Here is a 24,118-nt window from a genome sequence, read left to right on the forward strand (position 1 = left end):
GCTCGTACGCGCCACAGCGCTGGTCACAGGGTGTGACCAGCGCTGGAGCGGATGTTGATCACTACGGGGTGAGCACCTTGCCGATCACGAACACGGTGGCGTTCTTCGTCGGGATGTTGCCGCACAGGACCGGCGCGCCGTTCACCGTCAGGCTGTCACCGGATCCCGCGATGGTGACGTCCTGACCTGCGAGGGTCTTGAGGGTCTTCGCGGCTTGTAGGCCCTTCGCGTCGTAGCGCGTCGGCAGGACGTGGTACTGCAGGATCGGCGTGAGGGCGGCGGGGTTGCCCGCGAGCTCCTGGAACTTGGCGTCGCCGAGCTCGGCGAAGGCGGGGTCGGCCGGCGCGAACACGGTGATCGCCTGCTGCGAGTTGAGCGTGTCCACGAGGTTCGCCGCCTTGACCGCCGCGACCAGCTTGGTCAGCAGCGGGTTGTTGCTCGCGGCCGTGGCCACCGGGTCCTCCGCCATGCCCTGGAGCGAACCCTTGCCGTCCTGCGGAACACCGGCACAGCCCGGCCCGAAGACGTCGCCCGTCCTGGTCATGCCGTTGCCCATGGACTCGCTCGTGGTGGTGGGCGCACTCGTCGGGGTGTTCGTGCTCGTGCCGGCCTGGTCCATGCCGCTGCAGGCGGTGAGACCCGCGATTGCGATCGCAAATACACCTGCGAGGGTCTTGCGCACTTTCGATCACTCCCTGAATGTTCTGAACCTGTCTGGTCGAACATTCGGAGCGGATCCGTTTTTGGTTCTACTCGACGGTGAAAGAAATCGAATGCCACCCGGTCGCGCCGTCCGGAATGGGGTCCAGCCGCGCCTGGTCCTGCGTGTAACCGCTTTTGTCGGTCGCCCGGCACTCGACCGTGTGACTGCCGGGCTTCAAGTCCAGCTCGATCCGCCACATCCGCCACGTGCTGTCACTGACGTCCACACCCAGCTCGGCCTGCTGCCACGGCCCGCCGTCCGCACGGACCTCCACCTTGGCGACGCCCTTCGGCTGCGCCCAGGCCGTGCCCGCGACGACCGTCCTGCCCTTGATTTTGCTCAGTCCCCTGGGCCGGTCGATTCGTGACATCGTTTTGATCGGCGCCCTGGCGGCCCACCCGCGTGGAATCCAGTAACCCTGCTCTTTCGCGAACGTGGTGACGTTCAGGTCCGTCACCCATTTGGTCGCCGAAACGTAGCCGTACAGTCCCGGCACCACGAGCCGCGCGGGAAATCCGTGCTCGGCGGGCAGCGGTTCGCCGTTCATGCCGATCGCGATGAGGCCGCGTTCGAGGACGTAGTCGAGCGGGCTGCCCGCGGTGAAACCGTCGTCGCTGGTGCTGAACAGCTGGTCGGCGCCCGCCTGCACGCCTGCTTCCCGGAGCACGTCACCGATCTTGATGCCGATGAACCTCCCGGTGGAGATGTACGGGCCGCCCACCTCGTTGGAGACGCAGGTCAGCGTGACGGTCTCCTCGATCAGGTCGCGCCTGCGGATCTCGTCGAACGTGAGGACCGCCGGCCGTTCGACCATGCCGTGGATCCGCAGCGCCCACTCCTCCGCGCGGATCCGCGGGACGCTCAGCGCGGTGTCGATCCGGTAGAAGTCGTCGGCGCTGGTGATGAAGCTCGGAGTGCCGTCCTTGACGAAGTCGGCGTTGATCGGCACCTCCGGCGCCGGGGTCTTGGGCTTCAGCTCGCCGATGGCCTGGCGCGATCCTTCGACGTCCGTGCGGCTGCCGAAGACCTGGCCGGCGACACCCGCCACGGCCGCGAGCCCCGCCGTGACGAGGAAGTCGCGTCTGGTCTGGCTCTCCTCGGCCTCCTGGCGCAGGTAGCGGAACACGAAGACGCCCGCACCGAGGCTGGCGAGCGGCGCGAGGACGCTGAGCTGGCCGACGTCCGGCCTGTTCAGCACGGCCACGACGCCCACCAGGCCGAGCACGACCGCGACCACGGTGCCCGGCGTGGGACTCTTCCTGCTGGCCAGCCCGGCCGCGACACCGACGCCCGCGAGAACGACCGCCATGCCGGTGAGCAGGACGAGCTTGTCGGCGGTGCCGAACGTGGAGACCGCGAACTCCTTCAGCCAGGACGGGGTGAGGTCGATCGCGGCGTTGCCCACGGCCAGGTACGGCGAGGCCGACAGCCCCACGAAGGCGGCCACCAGGTGCCCGGCCGCCAGCGCGGCGATGATCGCGAGCAGTCCGACGAGCGCTGCCTTGACGGGCTTCATGCTTCTAATTCGACACCGATGAGGCCTTGGTTCACCCGAGCTGTAAGCCCCTGGTAATCAGTTGGGGGTGAGCGACTGGACTCCCTGGGACGAGAGCGAGTACCTGGCGTACCTGGAGAGCGAGCGCACGGACTTCGCCTGGGCCATGCAGCACTACGGCGGCCTGTCCGCCGACGACGCCCGGCAGGCGGCGGTCGAGTTCTACGAGTACGAGCCGCCGGACGCGCCGTACCGGGGCCTCGTGTTCCACGACCTCGCCTGGGACTGGGCGATGGAACGGATCATGGCCCGGTGCGACTACCCGTACTGGCACACGCACCCGGTGCCGGAACCGCCGCCTGACTACCCCGGCTACATCGCACCCGAGGGCGTGCCGCGGCCGACGTCGGACGAGATGGACGCGTTGCGACGCAAGCTGGACGGCGCCTGACCTGCGCACGGCCACGTCCAACCCGAAACGCACCACAGCCGACAGCTGCCGAGCTGGACGCGCTGCGACGCGAACCGGGCGGCGCCTGACATCCGCGCTGCTCGGCCTCGCGGCGATTCGCCGGTGAACGCGCGCCGACCGCACGCCGATCTCGGCCACCACCGTCCTCGCGGCGAGCGCCGACGGCACGCCCGGTACAGGCAGCCATCCGCCGTGTCGCAGGGGCCCTACTTCACCCGTCGGCGGTACGCGAGCGTCGCCGCCACCGCCCCCGCCAGCGCACCCGCGCCCAGCACCGACGGCACGCCGATCTTGGCGGCCTTCCGCCCGGTCCTGAAGTCGCGGATCTCCCAGCCTTTGCGCCGCGAGATCTCCCGCAGCTGCGAATCCGGGTTCACGGCCACCGCGGTGCCCACGACCGAGAGCATCGGGACGTCGTTGGACGAGTCCGAGTACGCCGTGCAACGCCGCAGGTCGAGGCCCTCCTTGGCGGCCAGCGCCCGCACCGCCTGCGCCTTGGCCTTGCCGTGCAGCAGGTCGCCCACGAGCCGGCCGGTGTAGACGCCGTCCTGCGACTCAGAGACCGTGCCCAGCGCGCCGGTGAGGCCCAGGCGGCGCGCGATGATCTGGGCCAGTTCGACCGGGGTGGCCGTCACCAGCCACACGCGCTGACCTGCGTCGAGGTGCATCTGGGCCAGGGCCTGGGTGCCCTTCCAGATGCGGTCGGCCATCAGCTCGTCGTAGATCTCCTCGCCCAGGGAGACGAGCTCGGCGACGCTGCGGCCCGCCACGAAGGACAGGGCCTGCTCGCGGGAGGCCTTGACCGACGCAGGGTCCTCGCGGCCGCCCACGCGGAACTTCAGCTGCTGCCAGACGAAGCCCGCGAGGTCGGACGAGGAGAAGTACTTGCGCGCGGCCAGGCCGCGGGCGAAGTGGAAGATCGACGCGCCCATCATCATCGTGTTGTCGACGTCGAAGAACGCGGCCGCGGTGAGGTCTGTGGGCACGGCGAGGGAGGCTTCGAGCTCTGGCGCCGCCGCGGCAGCCTGCACCGCCGCCTCGGCCGATGCCTCGCCGGCCAGCACGGCCAGCCGGTCGCTCTCCATCTCACGCTTGCCTGCCATGTCGCAAGCCTAGCGATCAGGTCTGACGCGAAGCCGTCGACTCAGCCGAAGCTGATTCCGGGCAGCAGTGGCAGCGAGATGCTGGGCAGCGGCAGGGGCAGCGGGATCGTGATTCCCGGCTTGTCCGTTGCCTGCGGCGTGGACGTGCCCGGTTGCGACACCGGCGGAACTCCGCTTCCCTGCTGCACCGACTGGGTCGGCTGCGTGGACGGCGCGGACGAAGACGGCTTGCTGGAGGGCGTCGGCCCCACCGAGGACGGGTTGCGGCCGGACGACGAGTTCGGGTCCGTCACCACCGAGGCGCACTCGTCCTTGGACGGCAGCGGGCCCAGCTTGTCGGACGAACCGCTGACCACCGCGGCGCAGCCGGCGCGCGCGGCCAGGTCGTGCGCGCGCTGGGCGATGCTCGCGAGCAGCCACATCGTGGTGTCGGCGTGGGCGCCGGCGTCCCCCGGCAGGCGTGGGCGCAGCGTGCCGAGCTTCACGTACTGGGCCAGCGCCCACTCGCGCAGAGCGGGCAGCGCCTTCTCGTCGGACGAGGTCGCGTAGGTCGTGAACTGGCGGGCGCCCTCCACCGCGTCGGAGTTGAGGTCGGCCAGGGCCGTGAGCTGCGCGGACTGATCGGCCGAGCGGTCGGCCAGCGTCTCCATCTCGGTGACTCGGGACGCGGCGAACTCCAGGTGCTTCAGAGCGCGCGACTCGTCACCGAAGGTCAGGCCGATCGAGGCGCTCTCGGTGGTGCGCTTGACGCCGTAGAGCGGGTCTCCCGGGAGCGCGTCACGGCTGAGCAGCACACTCATGCCGCCGAGCGACATCAGCAGGCAGAGCACGGCGGCCGCTGCGACTGCTAAGCGTGCGCGCGCTCCCACGCGTCTTACCGACGAGCCGACCAGCGGCTTCTCGGGCGGCGGCGCGGTGAGGATGCGCTGTTTCATGCGCGCACGCGTCTCGGCGTCGGGGCCGACGTCCATGCCCCTGAGCAGGGCGACGATCGCCAGGTCGTCAGCGAGATCGGAGTCCCGGCCGACCGGCTGCGGACCGCCTTCCACCGCACGGGCGAATCGCTCGTGCTCCGTGTGCCGCCACCGCGGTGTGCTTCCCTTACCGTCCATCTCAGCCCGAGTAACGAAGTTGATCTGCTTTGGGTTACGCGCCTGCGGTCGTGATCACCGCAACCACGACGGGAGGATCTGCGCGAGCCGTCGGACGGCCCGGTGTTGCAATGCCTTCACGGCGCCCTCGTTGCGGTCCATGAGCTGCGCGACCTCGGACACCGACTTGCCTTCGATGAACCTCAGCACGATGCACTCGCGCTGGTCGTCACCCAACTGGGAAACGCACCGGAGCAGCTCCGCGTTGGTCGCCTCGGTCATCACCTCCTGCTCGGGGCCGCTGGTCTCCTCGCGGTTGTCCTGCAGCTCGGCCGTGGTGACCTCGAGCCGGTAGCGACTCGACTTCACGTGGTCGAACACGATGTTGCGGGCGATCGTGACGAACCACGCGCCCACGTCGCGGCCCTGGTAGCTGACCGAACCGATGCTGCGCAGCGCGCGCAGGAACGTCTCACTGGTCACGTCCTCGGCGAACGCGCGGTCTCCGCCCACCCGGAAGAGGACATAGCGGAACACCATGTCGACATACTTGTCGTAGAGCACGCCGAACGCCTCGGTGTCACCCTCTTGGGCGGCCTTGACGAGCTCCCACGGCTCGTCGCCTGCGTCGTCGTGCTGACCTCCCGTCATGGTCCGGGTGGTCCTCATGGTCGGTCGTGCCCTTGCAGTCATCGGCTGGCGGCACCTCCACAGAGTCGCCGTGGCGGGAGCATACGTGTTGTTACTCCGTAGTAGGTAATAGGTGGGGTTGCGAAGTGGAGACGCACCAACCACGGCTTCGTGACGCGCGCCACGCGTGGAAGACTGCTCGGAGCGTTCAATTGTTCATGAGGAGGCCATGTTGACTTCCGCTCGCAATGTCGCAGATCTGGTCCGTGCTTCGGCACAGCGGGGGCCGAGCCACGTCGCCCTGGTCGACGTCGCGAGCGGTGTGAGCCTCACCTGGGAAACCATCGACGGCGCTGTCGACGCTTTCGCCCGCCGTTTGGCCGATTCCGGTCTCGAACCTGGCGACCGAGTGGCGGTACGGCTGCCCACTTCGCCCGAGTTCGTGGTCACCGTGTTCGGAATCCTGCGCGCGGGCGGCATCGTGGTGCCCACCGGCCCCGGCAACCCGACGCGCGAGCTCCAGCGCATCCTGGCCGACTCCGGCGCCACGTTCCTCGTGGGCGACGGCGAGGGCTCCGACGCCCAGGTTCTCGACGTTCCGGACGTTTCGGCTGTTGGCGAGCCCTTCGAAGCCGTACGCGGCGGCGAGGACATCGCGGTGCTGGGCTACACCTCCGGCACGTCCGGCGTGCCACGCGGCGTGATGCTCTCCCACCGCGCGCTGCTCGCGAACGTCTCCCAGTGCGCCTCGCTGCGCCCGGCACCCGTGACCGCGGGCGACAGGGTGCTGCTCGCGCTGCCGTTGTTCCACGTCTACGGCCTCGGTCCCGGCCTGCTGCAGGTGGCGGGCGCCGGCGCCACGGCGGTCCTGCTGGAGCGCTTCGACGCGGCCTCCGCGCTGGACGTCATCGAGGAGCACCGCGTCACGACGATGGTCGGCGTGCCGCCCATGTACCGGGCGCTGCTGGCGAACCCGGTCGAGGTGCTGCGCGAGAAGCTGGCCACGGTGCGACTCTTCACCTCCGGCGCCGCCCCGCTCCCGGCTGGCGTCATCGACGAGATGCGCACCGCCATCGGCATCCCGGTCTACGAGGGCTACGGCCTGACAGAGACCGGCCCGGTCCTGACGTCCACGCTGGTCGGCGGCGTGCCGAAGCCGGGCTCGGTGGGCAAGGCGCTGCCGGGCGTGGAGATCCGCCTGGTCGACACCGACGGCTCGGTGCTCGACATCGACGAGGACGAACCCGGCACTGGCCTGGTCTCCGCTCGCGGCGAGAACCTCTTCAGCGGCTACTGGCCAGACGGGGCCCACGGCCCGGACGCCTCCGGCTGGTTCCGCACCGGCGACGTCGGCTTCATCGACGCCGACGGCGACCTGCACCTGGTCGACCGCGCGGGCGACCTGATCATCGTGAACGGCTTCAACGTCTACCCGCACGAGGTCGAGCAGGTCATCGGCGAGATGCCGGACGTCCTGGAAGCCGCCGCCGTCGGCGTGCCGGACGAGAAGACCGGCGAGTCCGTGAAGGTGGTCGTGGTGCTGCGCGACGGCGCCTCGGTTTCGCCGGAGGACGTCGTCGCGCACTGCTCCGGCAGGCTGGCGAAGTTCAAGGTGCCCACGGCGGTGGAGTTCGCCCCGGCCCTGCCGCACTCGCCGACCGGCAAGCTGGCCCGCCGCATCCTGCGCAAGCCGTTGGGAGCCTGACCGATGCACCACGTGACCGTGATGAGCCGCGAGACGTGCCACTCGTGCCACGTCGCCGCGGCAGAGATCGAGCGGATCTGCGGCGAGATGGGCGCGACCTGGTCCGTCGAGGACGTGGACGCCGATCCCGAGCTGCGGGCCGAGTACGGGGACCGGGTGCCGGTGTTCCTGGTCGACGGGGCCGAGCACGGCTACTGGAAGGTGGAGGAGGACCGCCTGCGCGCGGCCCTCGCCGAGTAGTCAGGTGGTCAGGCCCAGCTCACGCCAGCCCTGTTCCCCAGCGGGCGTGAGCACCACCGCGCGGGTGGTGCCGATGCGCTTGATCCAGCCGCGCTCGAAGAACACCTCGCACAGGTGCGCACCCGCGGCCCCAGCGAGGTGTGGGACGCGTTCCGTCCAGTCCAGGCAGGCCCTGCTGACCTGGCGTTTCGACGGCTCGAACCCCAGTTCCTTCAGCCAGACCAGGCCGGACGGGGTGATCGTCAGATCGGCGGTGACCACGCCGAGGTCCAGCAGGCCGGACTTCAGCGCGATGCCCAGCTTCCCAGCCAGGTGGTCGTAGCAGGTGCGCCCCCGCGCCATCGCCTCCGAGGCGGACGCAGCCCGCAGGCCGCGCGGCTTCGGCCCCGGTCCCGCGAACGACGTCATGGCCTCCAGCAGCTCGGCGACGTGCGGGCCGGCCAGCGCGACGTAGCGGTGACGGCCCTGACGGTGCTCCACGAGCAGACCGCCGTCGATCAGGCGGGTGAGGTGCTCACTGGCCGTCGAAGGGGCCACGCGGGCATGTGCGGCCAGTTCGGTGGCGGTCCACGCCCTGCCGTCGAGCAGGGCCCCGCAGATCGCCGCTCGCGTCCTGTCCGCCAGCAACGCGGCTACCTGGGCCAGTGCCTCCATGTCAGCCATTCTGCGACCACGACACTTCGGCCCGCGCCGAAACGTCGCCGCCATAGCGTCGTGCCATGACCGAAGAGCTGCTGAGCCTTCCCGTCCCGCAGGTGCCCGCCGGAGATCACGGCGTGGCGTGGCTACGAGCCAATGTCGTCCGTTTCAGCAACGGCGCCGAGCACCAACGCAGGCGCGCGCTCACGACCAAGCTCATCGAGAACGTCCACGCCACGACGCTCGACGAACTCGCCAACGCCCTGAACCTGTCCGGTTCGCTCGACGACATCGCCGTGATCGCGCCCTGCTACCAGCCGCACGAGCCGATCACGGCCGAAGCGGATGCCGCCGTGGAACGTCTCGCCCGCGACCGCGGCGAGGAAACAGCGGCCAGGATCGGGCTGCTCGTGCAGGCCTGGGCGGCCACCCACGCCCTCGCGGCGCGTTTCCGCACCGGAGACCCCACCCCGCCCGTTCCGATCACGCGCAGGGCCGCTGAAGGCGGCGTGATCGAGGTCAGCCTCGAAGGACACCCGTTCGGACACGGCTCGCACGCGTGCCCCGGCCGGACGCTCGCCACGAAGATCGCCAAGAACATGGCGTTCCGAGCCATGCACCACCAGGACGAACCGCTGGTGCTGCCGAACGCCTGGGACTACACGTCGGCGGCCGCGCTGCACGCGGCGGGTTTCAAAGCGATCGGCACGACGAGCCTCGGTGTCGCCGCCGCACACGGCATCCCCGACGGCATGGGGCTGGCCGGCGAGCAGGCGACCGCGCTCGCCGCCCTCCTGCGAGACCTGCCCTGCCCGGTCACGGTCGACCTGGAATCGGGATTCGGCCAGGACCCCGCCGAACTGGTCGCGGGGCTGGACGCGGCGGGCGTGAACCTGGAGGACGGCCGCCCGCACGGCCTGGCGACGCCGGAGGAACAGGCGCTGATCATCAGCAGGGTCAGGGAACGTGCGCCCGGCGTCTTCCTGAACGCCCGCATCGACACCCACTGGCACGGCATCGCGATCGAGGAGACCGGGGAGCGCGCGAAGAGGTACGTGGACGCGGGCGCCGACGGGATCTTCGTCCCCGGCCTGACCGAGCCGCGTGACATCGAGAAGCTCGCGAGCCTCGCGCCGTTGAACGTGCTCGCCCAGCAGCGCACCCCGCAGGAGCTCGGCAACCTCGGCGTCCGCCGGATCAGCACCGGGTCACTGCTGTTCCGGGCCGCGCTGCAGCACACCGTCGCGACCGCCGAAGCAGTGCGCGACGGCAAAACGCCGCAGGCGCTCGGCTACGCCGCCGTGCAGGAGCTGATCAGCCGAGGAACACGTTCCGCCGCTGGGTGAGCAGCCGGTACAGCGTCTGCTGGATCGTCTCGCGGACCTGGTCGGTGAGGTTGAAGACCAGCATCGGGTCGTCGGCCGCGTTCTCGCCGAACACGTCGGTGCGGATCGGCTCGCCGAACTCGATGTACCACTTCGACGGCAGCGGGATCGCGCCCAGCGGCCCGAACAGCGGGAAGAACGGCGTCACCGGGAAGTACGGGAAGCCGAACAGCCGCGCCAGCGCCTTGATGTCGCCGATCATCGGGTAGATCTCCTCCGCCCCGACGATCGAGCACGGGATGATCGGCACGCCGGTCTTCAACGCCGCCGACACGAAACCGCCGCGGCCGAAGCGCTGCAGCTTGTAGCGGTCCTTGAACGGCTTGCCGATGCCCTTGAAGCCCTCCGGCCACACGCCGACGAGCTCGCCCGACGACAGCAGCCGCTCGGCGTCCGGGTTGCACGCGAGCGTCTGGCCGGACTTGCGGGCCAGCGCGCCCAGCAGCGGCGTGCGGAAGACCAGGTCGGCGCCGAGCATGCGCATGTGGCGCTGGGCCGGGTGCTCGGACGCGATGCCGTACGACGTCATCAGCGCGTCGAGCGGCAACGTGCCGGAGTGGTTCGCCACGATCAGCGCGCCGCCGGCCATCGGGATGTTCGACAGCCCGATCGTCTCGACCCGGAACCACTTCTCGTACAACGGCTTCAGCGGCGGCATCAGCACGTTCTCGGTGAGGTCGCGGTCGAACCCGAACTCGTCGATCTGGTAGTCGCCCGCGATCCGCCTGCGCGCGAACGACAGCAGGTCGGCCAGCCTGCGCTCCCAGTCCGGTGTCTCGGACTGCTGCTGCGCCGGCTCGGGAACGACCTCGACGTGGCGCGATCTGCGCGCGGCGTCGCGCTCCGGGTCGTGCAGCGGGATAACGCGTGCTCCTGCCACTGCGTTCATCTCCTCAGACAAAGATCAGCGGAAACGAGCGGCCACGGCGAGGATTCCCCGTTCCGCGGCCTCAATCGTCTCCGGGTCGATGAGCGGCTTCAGACCTCGGCCGTTCACGTAGTCGTCGAACGCCTGCTGGGTGGTCCACCGCGGCGTGAACCCGAACTCCTTCTTCAGCAGGGTGGTGTCGACCACACGCCCCCAGTTGAGGAACCTCATCTGGTCCGGCGAGAAGTCGACGAGCCGGGCGCTCCTGAAGAAGCCACCGACCGTGGGCACGGCCATGCTGGGCACCGGCAGGTTCAGCCTGCCCGCCCGCCGGATGGCCTGCGACAGCAGCAGCACGCCGTCGCCTCCCACGTTGAACACACCTGGCAGGTCGTGCAGCGTCGCGCGTTCGAGGACAGCGAGGGCGTCCTCGGAGTGCAGCAGCTGCACGCGGGCGTCGTAGCCCAGGACGGTGGGCACGACCGGGAGCGCGAAGTAACGCGTCAGCACCGTGTCGATGCGCGGGCCGATGAAGTTCGTGAAGCGCAGCGTGGTGACGTTCACGTCCGGTCTGCGGCGGCCGAACCCGCGCACGTACCCCTCGACCTCGACGGCGTCCTTGGCGTAACCGGACGACGGCAGGTCCTTCGGGCCCATGTCCTCGGTGAACACCGCCGGGTCGCGCGAGCTGGACCCGTACACGGCGCTGGTGGACTTCACGACGAGCTTGCGCACCTTCGGCGACTTCTGGCAGGCGGCCAGCAGCTGCATGGTGCCGATGACGTTCATCTCCTTCATCGCCGTGCGACCGGTGGGGCCGGCCGGGTTGGCGGTGACGGAGGCGTGGACGACCGTGTCCACGTTCGCGGTGGAGATGACCTTCGCGATCAGCGGGTTGCGGATGTCGGCCCGGACGAACTCCGCCCTGCCCATCCGCCGCAGGAGGTCACGCGGCGGCGGCTCGGTGTCCACCCCGAGCACGCGCTCGACGTCCGGGTTGGCGGCGAACCGCGCGGCGAGGTGACCGCCGAGGAAGCGGCTGACTCCGGTGACGAGGATGACCTTGGGCGTCATGCGACTCCAAGCTGAAGGGCGTTGCGATTGGTCGATGCTACAAGCCCAATCGGAAACCGGAGGGGGCCGGAACCGTGTCTTGACGCAGGTCACGCAGGCTTTACCGGCTAATCACCCGATCGGCGGCGACCGTTCCCGCGTTTCCGTCGGCTGATCTCACAGGGTGATATTCCGTGCCGACGCAACCACCGGAAACGCAACCGCCGCTGGTCCCCTTGGGGGAACCAGCGGCGGTGAGAGCGCACACGGGCTTACTTGCCGCGCTTCCTGCGCTGGACACGGGTCTTGCGCAGCAGCTTGCGGTGCTTCTTCTTCGACATGCGCTTGCGGCGCTTCTTGATGACCGAGCCCATGCGGGTTCCTTAGCTCTAGACGTTGCTTTGACTGGCGCGCCCCAGCCTTGGCCGTGTCAAGCACGGCGCGCCGGTAAGCACGATCGGCCTACCAGTCTACCCGGAGGGGTTCGCCAGTCTTCAGCAGCCTTCAGCCGGCGTCGAAGTACGCGTTCTCGAGGTAGGCGTGCACCGCTTTCTCGGGCACCCGGAACGACTTGCCGACCCGCACTGCGGGCAGCTCACCGGAGTGCACCAGGCGGTACACGGTCATCTTCGAGACCCGCATCATCGAGGCCACTTCGGCCACGGTCAGGAACTGGACCTGAGCGAGACCTGATCGTTCGTTCTCCTTCGCAGGCATGTATCACCGCATCCTTCGACACGTGTCGTGCCGTCGGTCTTCCCCACCGACGGTTCGACACGCACGTGCTGTCCTGAGAGTAGCGGGACTGGTGTGACTCCTGCGACGACCAACTGGTCAGTCCTGGTCAGTCCTCGTGTTGCTTGCCCAGTTCGACGGAACGATCACGCGCCGACTCGATGGCAGCCAGCAGGGCCGCACGGACGCCATGCTTCTCCAGCTCCCGGATCGCCATGATCGTCGTACCCGCCGGTGACGTGACCGCCTCGCGCAGGATGACCGGGTGCGATGAGCCCTCGGCCAGCATCGTCGCCGCGCCCACCGCCGACTGGATGATCAACGTCGACGCCAGGTCACGGGGGATTCCGAGCAGGATGCCCGCGTCGATCATCGCCTCGACCAGGAAGAAGAAGTAGGCGGGCCCGGAACCGGACAGCGCGGTCACCGCGTCCTGCTGCGACTCCGGCACGATCGCGACCTTGCCCACGGTCGAGAGAAGTTCCTCGACGACCTTGAGGTGCTCGGGCGTGGCGTTGGAACCGCCGGAGACCGCGCTCATGGCCTCACCGACGACCATCGGCGTGTTCGGCATGACCCGCACGACCGGCGTGCCCTCGGGCAGCCTGCGCTCGTACAGGGAGGTCGGCAGGCCCGCACACAGCGACACGATCAGCGTGCCGGCCCGCAGCACGGGCCTGAGTTCGGCCAGCAACGGCTCGATGTCCTGCGGCTTGACCGCCACGACCAGCACGTCCGCCTTCGCCGCAGCACCGGCGATCGTGGTGCCCTCGATGCCGTACTGCGACGTCAGCGAGGCCGCGCGGGCCTCGTGCTTCTCGGTGAACATCAGATCGGCGGCGGAACGGCCGCCCTGCAGAAGCCCGGACAGCAGCGCCTCACCGATCTTGCCCGCGCCGAGCACCGCGATCTTCGTCATCGGTCAAGTCTCACACAGCAGGCGTCAACGCCAGCTGCCGTGCCTGACACACCAGCCGCCCGGCCGCGTCGATCACCGTCGCGTCCTCGTCGAACCACTGCCCGTGCACCGCCTGGCAGGTGACGTGGATGCGCAGCCACCCAGGCGCCGGCCTGGCCCGCAGCAACGCCGTCAGCTGCACCGTCGGCGACCACCCGAAGCGGCCGAGGTTGAACGTCACCGGCATCGACAGGTCGCCCGCGAGCAACGCGAAGTACAGGTCGGGCTGCTCGTCGATCGGCCGCGCCCACAGCTTGAACTCCAACGGCCCGTCCGTGCGCCGGTCGAGGAACGCCGCGCTCTCCCGGTCCACCCGCAGGTCGCAGAGGCCACCGACCTTGTAGGCACCACCGGTCGGGAACGTCGCCAGCTCCACCGAACCGGGCGGCGGCGCGGCACCGATCGACGGCAGGTTCGCGTAGTCGGCGCGGTGCTCGGGGATCCGCCCGGTCGTCACCGACGCCTCGACGCACACCTGCCCGCGCTGCTCCAGCGACACCGCGACGACCGTGGCCGTGCGGCCTGCCTTGCGGATGTCCGTCCTGATCAGCACCGGCCCGACCTCGGGAGCCCTGAGGAACTGCGCGGACACCGCGAGCGGATCACCGTCGGCGGCCTGGGCCGCCGCGCGCGTCATCACCGCGAGCAGGAACCCGCCGTGGGGCTTGGGGCCGACGGTCCACTCGGCCGGCAGGGACGCGGTGAACGTTCCGTCACCGAGCGAACGCACCGCACTGGACTTGGTGAAGGTCATGAGCGGCTGGCCAGCGACCGCAGGAAGAAAGTCACGTTGGCTGGCCGTTCCGCGAGTCGCCGCATGAGATATCCGTACCACTGCTCGCCGTAGGGGACATAAACGCGAGCGCCGAGGCGCCGCTGCTCCTCCGGCCTGACGCCGTAGAGCATCTGGTACTCGAAGTCGGTTTTGTCATACCAGCGAGCACGCTCGCCGATGATCTCGATCAACCGCGGGTCGTGCGTGGCGAACATCGGGTACCCCTCTCCTGCGAGGAGAACGTTGAGGCACCGCACGTAGTTCAGATCCACTTCGTGGGGGTCCTGGATCGCCACCTCCGGCGGCTCCGCGTAGGCCCCCTTGACCAGCCGAACCCTGCTGCCGGGCCCCGCGAGCTGCTTGCAGTCGTCGAGCGTGCGGTGCAGGTAGGTCTGCAGCACCGCGCCCACCCACGGCCAGGTGCGCCGCAGCTCGTGCAGGATCCGCAGGGTCGAGTCGGTGGTGGTGTGGTCCTCCATGTCGAGCGTCACGGTCGTCCCGCACTGCTCGGCCGCGGCGCAGATCCGGCTGGCATTCGTCAGGGCGAGCGACTCGTCGAGCGCCTGGCCGACTGCGGACAACTTGACGCTCACTTCGGCGTTCTGCGCCAGCCCTGCCGCGTGCAGCGCGTCGAGCAGCTCCAGGTATGCCTGCACGATCTTCTCGGCCTGGGCCTTGTCCGTGGTGTCCTCGCCCAGGTAGTCGAGGGTCACCGGCAGGCCGAGGGTCCGCACGACCTCGACGGCGTCGGCCGTCGTCTCGCCCGCGACGAATCTCTTGACCACATCTCGGCTGACGGGCGCGTTGGCGACGAGGTGGCGGACGGTCTCGTTGCGAGACGCAGCCATGATCAACGCTCGCAGCGGGTTCACACCACGAACCCTAACCCGACTGCGGCCAGTCCAAGTGCAGCCGCGCGAACAGCAGCGCTTCGGCCAGCATCTCCCGCCGAGCCGTCGGCGAACCGGCCCTCCGGGTGTTGACCTCCAGCACGACCTGACCGTCGAACCCGCCGCGCGCCAGCATCTCGCACAGCTCCGCGCACGGCTGGGTGCCGCGTCCCGGCACCATGTGCTCGTCCTTCGGCGCCCCCGACCCGTCGGCGAGGTGGATGTGCCGCAGTCCGTCGCCCATCCGCTTGGCCAGCTCCAGCGCGTCCATGTGCGCGGCGGCCGAGTGCGACAGGTCCAGCGTGTAGTTGCGGTGGCCCACGTCGGTCGGGTCGATGGACGGCTTGAACGCCGTCATCTGCACCGAGCGGCCACGGCCCAACGGGCGACGCACGGGGAACATGTTCTCGACCGCGATCGCGATGCCGCTCTCGTCCTCCAGCGACGAGACGAGCTCGGCGAACCCGTCCGCGTACTTGCGCTGCCACCGGAACGGCGGGTGCAGCACCACGGTCGGGGCGTCCAGGTCCTGGGCGGCTCGTACCGCCTTGCGCAGCCGTTCCGCCGGATCCGGCGACCACACCCGCTGCGAGATCAGCAGGCACGGCGCGTGCACGGCGAGGACGGGCATGCCCGATCGGGTCGACAGGCGGTCGACGGCCCGGATGTCCTGCGACACCGGGTCGGCCCACACCATCAGCTCGACGCCGTCGTAGCCCAGTTCGGAGGCGATCTCGAACGCCGCTCCGGCGGGCTGCGGGTAGACGGACGCCGTGGAAAGCCCGACCGGGATGCGGCCCGTCAATTCTTCACCAGCAGCATCGCCGCTGGTGAGACGGTGACGATGAGGCCCACGAGGATGGCGAGCAGGGTCGTTTGGAGGTCGTCCGCCCGGCGGATCTTGCGTACCAGCAACACCAGACCCACGGTAACGGCCAGCGCCACCACGAGTGCGGCCACCGCCTGGGTGCGCCACAGGAAGTTGAAGGCGAGCCACAGCGCGGCGCCGCCGAGCACGCCGACGGCGAGCTGGCCGATCATGATCAGCCATTCCTTGGCAGGCGAGCGCTGAGCTTCCTCCTCCGGCTCCTCCTCCACCTCGTCGGAGTCGTCGAGGCCGGCGGGCCCCTCGTCCTCGTCGCTCCCCTCGCCGTCCGTGAGGTAGTCGTCCTCCGGGCGGTAGACGGCGTACTCCTGCGAGTCGTCGTCGTCCACGTACGGGCCGGGGTGGGCAGCCGTCGACTCCATCGGCGGCATGGCCAGGTCGGTCTGTGCCGCCATCTCGTCGTCGCCGAACCAGGCGTCCGGCTGGTTGTTCGGCAGCGGTTCCGGCAGCTTCGGCGGTGCGGGCGGCACGATCAGCACGGACTCGGTCTCGAGCGCGGCGATCTGGTCCACCGGCGCCTTGGCCGGGATGCGCGGGAGCTGCTCGGTCATCGCCTCGCGCGGCGGCATGCCCGGCTTCTGGGCCGGCGTCGGCATCTGCACCGACGGCGGCACGGGCTTGGGCGGCCGGGTGATGTTCGTGCGCGACGGGGTGGGCGGCGCCGGCGGGGCACCGGAGTCCAGGCGCGAGCTGACGGCGTCCGGCCTCGGCAGGTCGGCGCGCGACGGCTGATCACGGACCTGCGGCACCTGGCGGGTCTGCTCGGCGGCTGCCGGCGGCGGTGTCGCGGGTGGTCCCGGTCTGCGCACCTGCGGCGGCCCGGCAGGTGGCGGTGCCACCGGCGGTTTCGGCTGGTAGGCCGTGCGCTCGGCGGGAGAGGGCTGCGGTGCGGGCGGCTTGGCGACGGGTGGGGCAGGCGGTTCGGGAGCCGCGCGACGACCGGACGGGGCGTCGTCGTCGCGGATCGCCATCAGCCGGCCGCTGTCGGACAGGACCCGCTCGATGATCGTCTGGGGCGCGGTCTCCGGCTGCTGGACGTCGTCGTCGTCATCAGCCGCCCGGCGGCGTCGCCGACGTGGCGCACCCTCTGAGCTGCCGCCGTACTGGGCGAGCAGCTCAGCGACCGTGCGCTGCGTCTGGTCCGATCCGCTCTCTCGACTCATCAACTCCACCGTGCCCCGGTCTGGCCAGTCCGTCCAGTATCGCTCTGGTCCGTCCCATCAGTGTGATCCAGCCGTCGGAGGATGACACCCTCCCGGAGGGCCCACGGGCAAATCTCCAGCTGCGTGAGTGACAGGGCTCGCATCGTTGCCTCCGCGACCAGGGCACCCGCAACGAGCTGGTGCGCACGCGACGTGCTCACACCTTCCAGCTCGGCGAGGTCACTGGCCGACATCCGGGAAATGAACGCGATCAGCTGCCGCAGGCCTGCGTCGGTGAGCACGCGACGCGCCCTGGGACCGGCAGACGATGGCGCGGCCCCGGTGAGCCGCGCCAGCGTTCGGAAGGTTTTTGAGGTCGCTACCACCCGATCGGGTTCACCCGCGCGTTTCAGCTTCCGCGCCACGGGCGCGAGCTGGTCCGCCAGCCACTCGGTGGTCTCGCGGACCTCCGAGCGCCGGGGCGGGTCCTTCCTGAACCGGGTTCTCGTCAACCGGCCCGCGCCCAGCGGCACGGAGAAGGCCATGTCGGGGTTCTCGTCGCGACCGACAGCAAGCTCCAGCGAGCCGCCGCCGATGTCGAGGCACAGCAGCCTGCCCGCGGACCAGCCGTACCAGCGGCGGACCGCGAGGAAGGTGTAGCGGGCCTCGTCCTCGCCGGACAGGACCTGGAGATCGACACCGGTCTCGCCGCGCACCCGGTCGAGCACCTCGGCGGAGTTGCCCGCCTCGCGCACCGCCGAGGTGGCGAACGCCATCAGGTCTTCACAACCGGACTTCTTGGCCGACGCCTTCGCGCCGGCCACCGCGCGAACGAGCTGGTCAGCGCCCGCCTTGGTGAGCAGCCCCTTGGAGTCGAGCTGCTCGGCCAGGCGCAGGATCGTCTTCTCGGACGTCATCGGAATCGGGTGGGCACCACGATGCGCGTCCACCACGAGGAGGTGGACGGTGTTGGAACCCACGTCGAGAACGCCCAGGCGCACGCCGGAAACGGTACCTGGTCGTGTCCGTCAGGACTCGAACTTGTAACCGAGACCCCTCACGGTGACCAGGTGCCGCGGTGCAGACGGGTCCGGTTCGATCTTCGATCGCAGTCGTTTGACGTGCACGTCCAGCGTTTTCGTGTCGCCCACGTAGTCGGCGCCCCACACGCGGTCGATCAGCTGTCCCCTGGTGAGGACGCGGCCGACGTTGCGCAGCAGGTACTCGAGGAGGTCGAACTCCTTGAGCGGCAGGCTGATGTCCTGGCCGCCGACGGTGACGACGTGGCGTTCCACGTCCATCCGCACCGGACCGGCCTCGAGGATCTGCGGGAGCAGGTCCTCCGACTCGCCGCCGCGGCGCAGCACCGCGCGGATGCGGGCGATGAGCTCGCGCGCCGAGTACGGCTTGGTGACGTAGTCGTCCGCGCCGAGCTCGAGGCCGACGACCTTGTCGATCTCGCTGTCCCGCGCGGTCACCATGATCACCGGCACGGCGGAGCGCTGCCGCAGCTGCTTGCAGACGTCGGTGCCGCTCATGCCGGGCAGCATGAGGTCGAGCAGCACGATGTCGGCACCGTTGCGGTCGAACTCCTCCAGCGCCTCCTGGCCGGTGGCCGCGAGCGCCGCGGTGAACCCTTCCTTGCGCAGCAGGAAGGCGAGCGGATCGGCGAAGGACTCCTCGTCCTCCACGATGAGCACCCTGGTCACAGCTCTCCTCCGTGGTCACCCGCGCCAGTGGGGACGAGGGTCGGGTTGGGTTCGGTCGCCGCGGCGGGAATCCGCAGCGTGAAGGTGGAACCCGTTCCTGGCAGGCTCCACAGCTTCACCTCGCCGCCGTGGTTGGCGGCGACGTGCTTGACGATCGCGAGCCCGAGACCGGTGCCGCCGGTCGCGCGCGATCGGGCCTTGTCGACGCGGTAGAACCGCTCGAAGACGCGTTGCTGCTGGTCCTCCGCGATGCCGATGCCGCGGTCGGTCACGGCGATCTCGACGTGCCCGTCCACGAGCCGCCGGCTCACGCTCACTGGACTGCCGGGCGGCGAGTACGCGACGGCGTTGTCCAGCAGGTTCGTCAGCGCCGTGACGAGCAACGACCGGTCGCCCGGCACGACGAAGCCGCTCGGCTCGTCGGTGGTGATCGAGATGTTGACCGACTCGGCGGCGAGCTTGGACCGCGACAGCGCCTCGTTGATCACGACGTCGATCTCGGTGTCGGACAGCTCCGGCAGCTTCTCCGCGCCCTGCAGGCGGGACAGCGCGATCAGCTCGGTGACGAGCGTGCCGAGGCGGGTGGCCTCCTGCATGATCTTCGCGCTGAACCGGCGGACCTCCTCCTGGTCGTCGCTCGCGTCCAGCACGGCCTCCGCGAGCAGCGCCAGCGCCCCGACCGGGGTCTTGAGCTCGTGGCTCACGTTGGCCACGAAGTCGCGCCGCGTCTTCTCCAGCCGCACGGCCTCGGACTCGTCGGTCGCGTCGACGACGATGAAGTCCTCGATGAGCTGCCTGACCTCGGCGTGCACGGCCTCCGGCTGACGCCCGCCGCGCTGAGTTTCGAGAGGCGAGAGGTCGACGTAGACGACCTCGTTGCTGCTGCGGACGGCTTCCGCGGCCTTGCGCGCACGGTCGTCGATGCGGTTGTTGCGCACGACGCCGAGCTCCTCGGCCCGCGGGTTGTGCAGCACCACGTCGCCGAAGGTGTTGAGCACGACGATGCCGTCGTGGGAGTCCTGGACGATCCGCTGAATCAGATCACCGACCGTGAGTCCGTCCGGCTTCCGAGGGTGCCTCGGAGCGGTGAACCTGCCGACGAAGAATGCGGCGATCACGCCGATGAGCGCGAGGCCGATCGACACAGCGAGGTAACCCGTTGTGGTCACGAAGCGAATGGTAAGCAGCTCAGAGGTGTCTTGGCCTAGTACGACAGCGTGAACCGTGATACCCGCGACACCTCAGTGGACGGTTGTTCCGTCGCTGGTCAGCCCTCGTTCACCCAGTCGTGATGCTTCAAATGCACGCGGGGAGCTTTCGTACGCTTCAGCCGTACGAAAGCTCCCCGCGTGGGAAATCAGCGGCCCTGATTTGCGACGGCCGCGATGGCGTCCTTCGCGGCCTCGGGGTCGAGGTATTCGCCACCCGGCTTGAGCGGCTTGAGGTCCTCGTCCAGGTCGTAGCGCAGCGGGATGCCCGTCGGGATGTTCAGGCCCGCGATGGCCTCGTCGGAGATGCCGTCGAGGTGCTTCACCAGCGCGCGCAGCGAGTTGCCGTGCGCGGCCACGAGCACGGTCTTGCCGGTGCGCAGGTCCGGCACGATCGCCTCGTCCCAGTACGGGAGCATGCGGGCGACGACGTCCTTCAGGCACTCGGTCAGCGGCAGGTTCGGGCCGAGGTCCGCGTAGCGCGGGTCGGTGTCCTGGCTGAACTCGGTGCCCGGCTCGATGGGCGGCGGCGGGGTGTCGTACGACCGGCGCCAGAGCATGAACTGCTCCTCGCCGTAGGTGTCGAGCGTCTGCTTCTTGTTCTTGCCCTGCAGCGCGCCGTAGTGGCGCTCGTTGAGACGCCAGTCGCGACGGACCGGGATCCAGTGCCGGTCGGCGGCGTCGAGCGCCAGGTTGGCGGTCATGATCGCCCGGCGCAGGAGGCTGGTGTGCAGGATCTCCGGCAGGAGACCGGCCTCGCGCAGCAGCTTTCCGCCGCGGCGGGCTTCCTGCTCGCCCTTCTCCGACAAGGGAACGTCCACCCAGCCGGTGAACAGGTTCTCCGCGTTCCACGTGCTCTCGCCGTGGCGGAGCAGCACCAAGGTTCCGACAGACATGGCAGCTAGCCTGCCATGCCGACCCTCCCGCCGTACCCGGCCAGGTCACCGTGATTCACGCCATGGGCGGCTCCGATGAGTTCCCGGCTCGCGCCGGGTCAGCACGGGCATGAGCGATATGGGCAAGGTCGTGGTGAACAGGGCGATGTCGCTGGACGGTTTCATCGCAGGCCCCGGCCACGCGATGGACTGCATCCTCGAGCACCTGAGGGACAACCCGTTTCCCGAGATCATGGAGGCCACCGGCGCCATGCTCGTCGGCCGTGGCACCCACGAGGTCGCCAAACGGATGGCCGCGGCGGACACCGAGTACGACGGCGGACCGGTGTTCGTCCTGACGCACCGGCCGCCGGACGAGCCCGAGCCCGGCGTCACCTTCCTCACCTGCGAGCTCGCCGAAGCCGTCGCCACGGCACGCGCCGCCGCGGGTGGGAAGGCCCTGGAGATCCTCGGTGCCGACCTGGCCACGCAGTGCCTGCGGCAAGGGCTGGTCGACGAGGTTCTGGTGTACGTCCTGCCGGTGCTGCTCGGCGACGGCGTGCGCTTCTCGACCTCGGACCTCGGCAGAGTCGACCTGGAACCGCTCGGCAACACGCAGTCGGGTGCCGTCACGATGCTCCGCTTCCGGGTGCGGAAATGACGAGTGCCCCGGCACACCGCTCGGGTGTGCCGGGGCACTCGCGCGTTCCGCCGGACTCAGGCCTGCTCGCGTGCCCGGAGGTCCTTGCGCAGGATCTTGCCGGACGCCGACTTCGGGATCGCCTCGATGAACTCGACCACGCGGACCTTCTTGTGCGGCGCCACGTGCTCGGCCACGAACGCCATCACGGCTTCCTCGGTGATCGTGGAGTCCGGCTGGCGCACCACGAACGCCTTCGGGACCTCCTCGCCGTCCGCGTCCTTCACGCCGATGACCGCCGCGTCGGCGATCTCGTCGTGGGTCAGCAGCACGGCTTCGAGCTCGGCCGGCGGGACCTGGTAGCCCTTGTACTTGATCAGTTCCTTGACGCGGTCGACGATCGAGACGATGCCGTCGGCGTCGATGATCGCGACGTCGCCGGTGTGCAGCCAGCCGTCGTCGTCGATGGTGGCCGCGGTGGCGTCCGGGTTGTTCAGGTAGCCCTTCATGATGTTCGGGCCCTTGCACCAGAGCTCGCCGCGTTCGCCCACACCCACGTCCTGACCGGTGGCGGGGTCGACCAGGCGGCACTCCAGGTTCGGGATGATCACGCCGACCGTGCCGATCGAGATGTCGTCGCGGCTGTCCGGGATCGCGTGGCTGACCGGCGACATCTCGGTCATGCCGTAGCCCTGCGCGACCCGGCAGCCGATGCGCTTCTTGACCGCGTCGGCGAGGTCCTCGTCCAGCGGCGCGGCGCCGGAGAAGAGCATCTTCATCGGCGACAGGTCGTACTGGTCGACGATCGGGTGCTTCGCCAGGGCGACGGCGACCGGCGGCGCGATGTAGACGCGGTCGGTCTTGTGCTCGGCGATCACACGCAGGAACTCGGGCAGCTCGAACTTCGGCATCGTCACGACGACGCCGCCGATGTAGAGGCCGTTGTTCATGAGGACCTGCATGCCGTAGATGTGGAAGAACGGCAGCACGGCGAGGATGCGGGTGTGCGGGCCGACGTCGGACAGGATCGGGCCGCATTGCACGAGGTTCGCGACCAGGTTGCGGTGCGTCAGCATCACGCCCTTGGGCAGCGCGGTCGTGCCGGAGGAGTACGGCAGCACCGCGACGTCCTCGGCCGGGTCGATCTCCACCTCTGGCACCGGGTGGTCGTTGGCGAGCAGCTCGCCCAGTGACGGGTAGCCCTCGGCCTTGTCCAGCACCACGACGTCCGTGACGCCTGCCTTCGCGGCGCCCGGAGCGGCGTTCGGCAGCAGGACCGAGACGGTGAACAGCATCTTCGCGCCCGCGTCGTGCAGCTGGTGCGCGACCTCGTCGGGCGTGTAGAGGGCGTTGATCGTGGTCGCGGTGGCGCCCGCACGCAGGATGCCGTGGAAGACGACGGCGTAGTAAGGCGTGTTCGGACTGAGGATGCCGACCACGTCGCCCTTGCCGATGCCACGCGCGGCGAGTGCGGCGGCGAGGCGGTCGACGGCTCCGGCGAGCTGGCCGTACGTGAGCGAGGCGCCGGACATGCCGTCGATCAGCGCAACCCTGTCCACCCGGTCGGCGATGTCGCCGAACAAGAGCTGGTGCAGCGACACGTCGGGGATCTCGACGTCGGGGAACGGACTGCGAAAGACCATGCGGCAACCTCATTCACTCGCTGAACACCCAGCCTGTGCGGCTCATCGTGATCCAGCCCACTGAACAGGTCAAGGACCGCTCAATCGCTACAGATACGTTACTTAGCGCGTCTAAATACACTCGAATGGAGCAATCCAAGCACTTGTGAACGCAATGATGCATCTGGGAAGTTGATAGCGCCTCCGCGAGTCGGCTCCCACGCTTACTCGACGAGCGAGAGGCACTTCGCGCGGTTCGTCATCCCCCGTCGGATCGCGTGTCCCGCTTGGGATCCGGAGGCTCCCCCCGTCCACGGACCCACGCAGCGGGGACCTTTGACGCGGGACGGCTCGATGCGACTCCCCCTCTCTCCCGAGCCGTTCCGCGTGTCACAAAGGACCACTCTCAGTAGGACTTGATCACGCTGCTTCGTTCGTTCGAGTGACACGCCTCCGGCGACGCAGAACGTAGATCACCGCCGCTGCGGGCACCCCGAGGACCAGTACGAACGGCAGCAGCGCGCCTACTCCGACGGTGATCGCCTTGAAGATCGTGACCACCGCGTGCCATCCGGAGAGGAACGCGGAAAAGAATCCGGTTTCCTCGGGTGCGGGCGGCGCGATCGGAACGGTGCTGATCTGCACCGTCAGCGTCGCGAGAGCGACCTTGCCCTTCAGCGACTCGCTGCGCCGTTGCATCGACTCGAGCTCGCTCTGCCGCTTGGTCAGCTCACTCTCGACCTGCGCGATCTCCGCCGTGGTCCCGGCGCGCTCGAACAGCACCCGCAGCCGTTCCACGCTGGCCTTCTGCGTCGCGATCCGCGCCTCGACGTCGACCAGCTGGTCGGTGACGTCCTCGCTGCGCACCTCGCTGCGAGTCACCTTCCCGACGCCCCCGAGGTCCCCCACGATCCGATCCAGCTCGGCCGACGGCACGCGCACCGTCACGGACCCGCGTTCCTCGGTCGAGTTCTCCTGGCCCGCGAACCCGCCGGCGCGCTGAGCCCTGTCCTTGACCTCACCGATGGCCTTGAACACGTTGCTGCTGACCAGGTCAACGGTGGCCGTGCGCACCAACTGCCGTTCCTGCTGCTGCACCGGCTGCACGGCGGCCGGCGCCGGCGCGTTCTCCTTGCCCGGCGTGTCCTGCGGCGCCTTCTGCTGCGCCACCTGCGGCGTGGCGGCGTCGTACGCCGCCGATCCGCTCGAGTTGCTCGCGTTGTTGCTGCACCCCACCGAAACCAGGGCCAGCAACGCGACTCCCACCCACAGCACTGGTCTGCCCATGCCCGTC

General features: G+C 69.4%; 26 protein-coding genes. 5 read left to right on the forward strand and 21 right to left on the reverse strand.

Going from position 1 to position 24,118, the window contains the following annotated elements; translation table 11 throughout:
- Positions 1–61: 61 nt before the first annotated feature.
- Together JOD27_RS24870 and JOD27_RS24875 are read right to left on the reverse strand one after the other, a co-directional pair.
- Positions 62–682 (reverse strand): fasciclin domain-containing protein, encoded by a 621-nt coding sequence (locus JOD27_RS24870; protein ID WP_372441728.1) that lies wholly within the window; start codon positions 680–682, stop codon positions 62–64.
- A 67-nt stretch (positions 683–749) separates the two neighbouring features.
- Positions 750–2,219 carry a molybdopterin-dependent oxidoreductase gene (locus JOD27_RS24875; RefSeq protein WP_204764692.1) on the reverse strand — a complete coding sequence of 490 codons (1,470 nt, stop codon included), beginning with the start codon at positions 2,217–2,219 and terminating at the stop codon, positions 750–752.
- 67 nt (positions 2,220–2,286) lie between these two features.
- Between JOD27_RS24875 and JOD27_RS24880 the strand changes: the two genes are divergently transcribed.
- Positions 2,287–2,649, forward strand: a complete 363-nt coding sequence (locus tag JOD27_RS24880) for a hypothetical protein (protein WP_204764693.1) — start codon at positions 2,287–2,289, stop codon at positions 2,647–2,649.
- A gap of 227 nt (positions 2,650–2,876) precedes the next feature.
- Here JOD27_RS24880 and JOD27_RS24885 read toward each other — a convergent pair whose 3' ends face one another.
- The 3 genes from JOD27_RS24885 to JOD27_RS24895 are packed head-to-tail and all read right to left on the reverse strand — an operon-like array spanning position 2,877 to position 5,533.
- Entirely contained in the window at positions 2,877–3,773 is an 897-nt protein-coding gene (locus JOD27_RS24885) for an HAD family hydrolase (RefSeq protein ID WP_204764694.1), read from the reverse strand.
- Positions 3,774–3,814: 41 nt separating this feature from the next.
- On the reverse strand, positions 3,815–4,885 hold the full coding sequence (locus tag JOD27_RS24890; RefSeq protein WP_204764695.1) for a DUF5667 domain-containing protein: 1,071 nt from the start codon (positions 4,883–4,885) through the stop codon (positions 3,815–3,817).
- A 54-nt stretch (positions 4,886–4,939) separates the two neighbouring features.
- A complete protein-coding gene (locus JOD27_RS24895; protein ID WP_372441729.1) occupies positions 4,940–5,533 on the reverse strand; it encodes a sigma-70 family RNA polymerase sigma factor in 594 nt (197 codons plus the stop codon).
- 190 nt (positions 5,534–5,723) lie between these two features.
- On the opposite strand from JOD27_RS24895, the gene JOD27_RS24900 reads away from it, so the two are divergent.
- Together JOD27_RS24900 and JOD27_RS24905 are read left to right on the forward strand one after the other, a co-directional pair.
- Positions 5,724–7,199: an AMP-binding protein gene (locus JOD27_RS24900; RefSeq protein ID WP_204764697.1), complete on the forward strand. Its 1,476-nt coding sequence runs from the start codon at positions 5,724–5,726 to the stop codon at positions 7,197–7,199.
- Positions 7,200–7,202: 3 nt separating this feature from the next.
- Positions 7,203–7,439: a glutaredoxin family protein gene (locus JOD27_RS24905; RefSeq protein WP_204764698.1), complete on the forward strand. Its 237-nt coding sequence runs from the start codon at positions 7,203–7,205 to the stop codon at positions 7,437–7,439.
- On the opposite strand, the gene JOD27_RS24910 is transcribed toward JOD27_RS24905, so the two are convergent.
- The gene (locus tag JOD27_RS24910; RefSeq protein WP_204764699.1) at positions 7,440–8,102 is read right to left on the reverse strand and encodes an ArsR/SmtB family transcription factor; all 663 of its coding nucleotides are present in this window, start codon (positions 8,100–8,102) and stop codon (positions 7,440–7,442) included. It lies immediately after the preceding gene.
- Positions 8,103–8,158: 56 nt separating this feature from the next.
- On the opposite strand from JOD27_RS24910, the gene JOD27_RS24915 reads away from it, so the two are divergent.
- Positions 8,159–9,424, forward strand: coding sequence for an isocitrate lyase/PEP mutase family protein (locus JOD27_RS24915; protein ID WP_204764700.1), 1,266 nt, complete (start codon positions 8,159–8,161; stop codon positions 9,422–9,424).
- Here JOD27_RS24915 and JOD27_RS24920 read toward each other — a convergent pair.
- The 13 genes from JOD27_RS24920 to JOD27_RS24980 form a co-directional block, all read right to left on the reverse strand.
- Entirely contained in the window at positions 9,393–10,352 is a 960-nt protein-coding gene (locus JOD27_RS24920; protein ID WP_204764701.1) for a lysophospholipid acyltransferase family protein, read from the reverse strand. The genes JOD27_RS24915 and JOD27_RS24920 overlap by 32 nt on opposite strands.
- 15 nt (positions 10,353–10,367) lie before the next feature.
- Entirely contained in the window at positions 10,368–11,405 is a 1,038-nt protein-coding gene (locus JOD27_RS24925; protein WP_204764702.1) for an NAD-dependent epimerase/dehydratase family protein, read from the reverse strand.
- A gap of 251 nt (positions 11,406–11,656) precedes the next feature.
- A complete protein-coding gene (locus JOD27_RS24930; RefSeq protein WP_015105422.1) occupies positions 11,657–11,758 on the reverse strand; it encodes a 30S ribosomal protein bS22 in 102 nt (33 codons plus the stop codon).
- A gap of 130 nt (positions 11,759–11,888) precedes the next feature.
- Positions 11,889–12,101: a helix-turn-helix domain-containing protein gene (locus JOD27_RS24935; protein WP_089948842.1), complete on the reverse strand. Its 213-nt coding sequence runs from the start codon at positions 12,099–12,101 to the stop codon at positions 11,889–11,891.
- Positions 12,102–12,228: 127 nt separating this feature from the next.
- Positions 12,229–13,038 (reverse strand): pyrroline-5-carboxylate reductase, encoded by an 810-nt coding sequence (gene proC, locus JOD27_RS24940; protein WP_204764703.1) that lies wholly within the window; start codon positions 13,036–13,038, stop codon positions 12,229–12,231.
- Between the two features lie 10 nt (positions 13,039–13,048).
- On the reverse strand, positions 13,049–13,831 hold the full coding sequence (locus JOD27_RS24945) for a thioesterase family protein (protein WP_204764704.1): 783 nt from the start codon (positions 13,829–13,831) through the stop codon (positions 13,049–13,051).
- Positions 13,828–14,724 (reverse strand): proline dehydrogenase family protein, encoded by an 897-nt coding sequence (locus tag JOD27_RS24950; protein WP_204764705.1) that lies wholly within the window; start codon positions 14,722–14,724, stop codon positions 13,828–13,830. Before JOD27_RS24950 ends, JOD27_RS24945 begins: the two co-directional genes overlap by 4 nt.
- 10 nt (positions 14,725–14,734) lie before the next feature.
- Positions 14,735–15,547 (reverse strand): sugar phosphate isomerase/epimerase family protein, encoded by an 813-nt coding sequence (locus JOD27_RS24955; RefSeq protein WP_204764706.1) that lies wholly within the window; start codon positions 15,545–15,547, stop codon positions 14,735–14,737.
- On the reverse strand, positions 15,544–16,791 hold the full coding sequence (locus JOD27_RS24960; RefSeq protein ID WP_204764707.1) for an Rv0497 family membrane protein: 1,248 nt from the start codon (positions 16,789–16,791) through the stop codon (positions 15,544–15,546). The genes JOD27_RS24955 and JOD27_RS24960 overlap by 4 nt, the downstream gene beginning before the upstream one ends.
- Positions 16,791–17,771 carry a Ppx/GppA family phosphatase gene (locus tag JOD27_RS24965; protein WP_204764708.1) on the reverse strand — a complete coding sequence of 327 codons (981 nt, stop codon included), beginning with the start codon at positions 17,769–17,771 and terminating at the stop codon, positions 16,791–16,793. The genes JOD27_RS24960 and JOD27_RS24965 overlap by 1 nt, the downstream gene beginning before the upstream one ends.
- Before the next feature lie 27 nt (positions 17,772–17,798).
- On the reverse strand, positions 17,799–18,479 hold the full coding sequence (locus tag JOD27_RS24970; protein ID WP_053737067.1) for a response regulator: 681 nt from the start codon (positions 18,477–18,479) through the stop codon (positions 17,799–17,801).
- The gene (locus JOD27_RS24975) at positions 18,476–19,648 is read right to left on the reverse strand and encodes a sensor histidine kinase (protein WP_204764709.1); all 1,173 of its coding nucleotides are present in this window, start codon (positions 19,646–19,648) and stop codon (positions 18,476–18,478) included. The genes JOD27_RS24970 and JOD27_RS24975 overlap by 4 nt, the downstream gene beginning before the upstream one ends.
- Before the next feature lie 188 nt (positions 19,649–19,836).
- Positions 19,837–20,583, reverse strand: a complete 747-nt coding sequence (locus JOD27_RS24980; RefSeq protein ID WP_204764710.1) for a phosphoglyceromutase — start codon at positions 20,581–20,583, stop codon at positions 19,837–19,839.
- A gap of 109 nt (positions 20,584–20,692) precedes the next feature.
- Here JOD27_RS24980 and JOD27_RS24985 point away from each other — a divergent pair, with 109 nt between their 5' ends.
- A complete protein-coding gene (locus JOD27_RS24985; protein ID WP_204764711.1) occupies positions 20,693–21,223 on the forward strand; it encodes a dihydrofolate reductase family protein in 531 nt (176 codons plus the stop codon).
- A gap of 56 nt (positions 21,224–21,279) precedes the next feature.
- Here the strand turns inward: JOD27_RS24985 and JOD27_RS24990 are convergent, their stop codons facing one another.
- Both JOD27_RS24990 and JOD27_RS24995 read right to left on the reverse strand, forming a co-directional pair.
- Positions 21,280–22,845 carry an AMP-binding protein gene (locus tag JOD27_RS24990; protein WP_204764712.1) on the reverse strand — a complete coding sequence of 522 codons (1,566 nt, stop codon included), beginning with the start codon at positions 22,843–22,845 and terminating at the stop codon, positions 21,280–21,282.
- 399 nt (positions 22,846–23,244) lie between these two features.
- Positions 23,245–24,111 (reverse strand): DUF4349 domain-containing protein, encoded by an 867-nt coding sequence (locus JOD27_RS24995; RefSeq protein WP_204764713.1) that lies wholly within the window; start codon positions 24,109–24,111, stop codon positions 23,245–23,247.
- Positions 24,112–24,118 lie beyond the last annotated feature (7 nt).

It is taken from the genome of Lentzea nigeriaca, from assembly GCF_016907955.1.
Taxonomy (GTDB): Bacteria; Actinomycetota; Actinomycetes; order Mycobacteriales; family Pseudonocardiaceae; genus Lentzea; species Lentzea nigeriaca.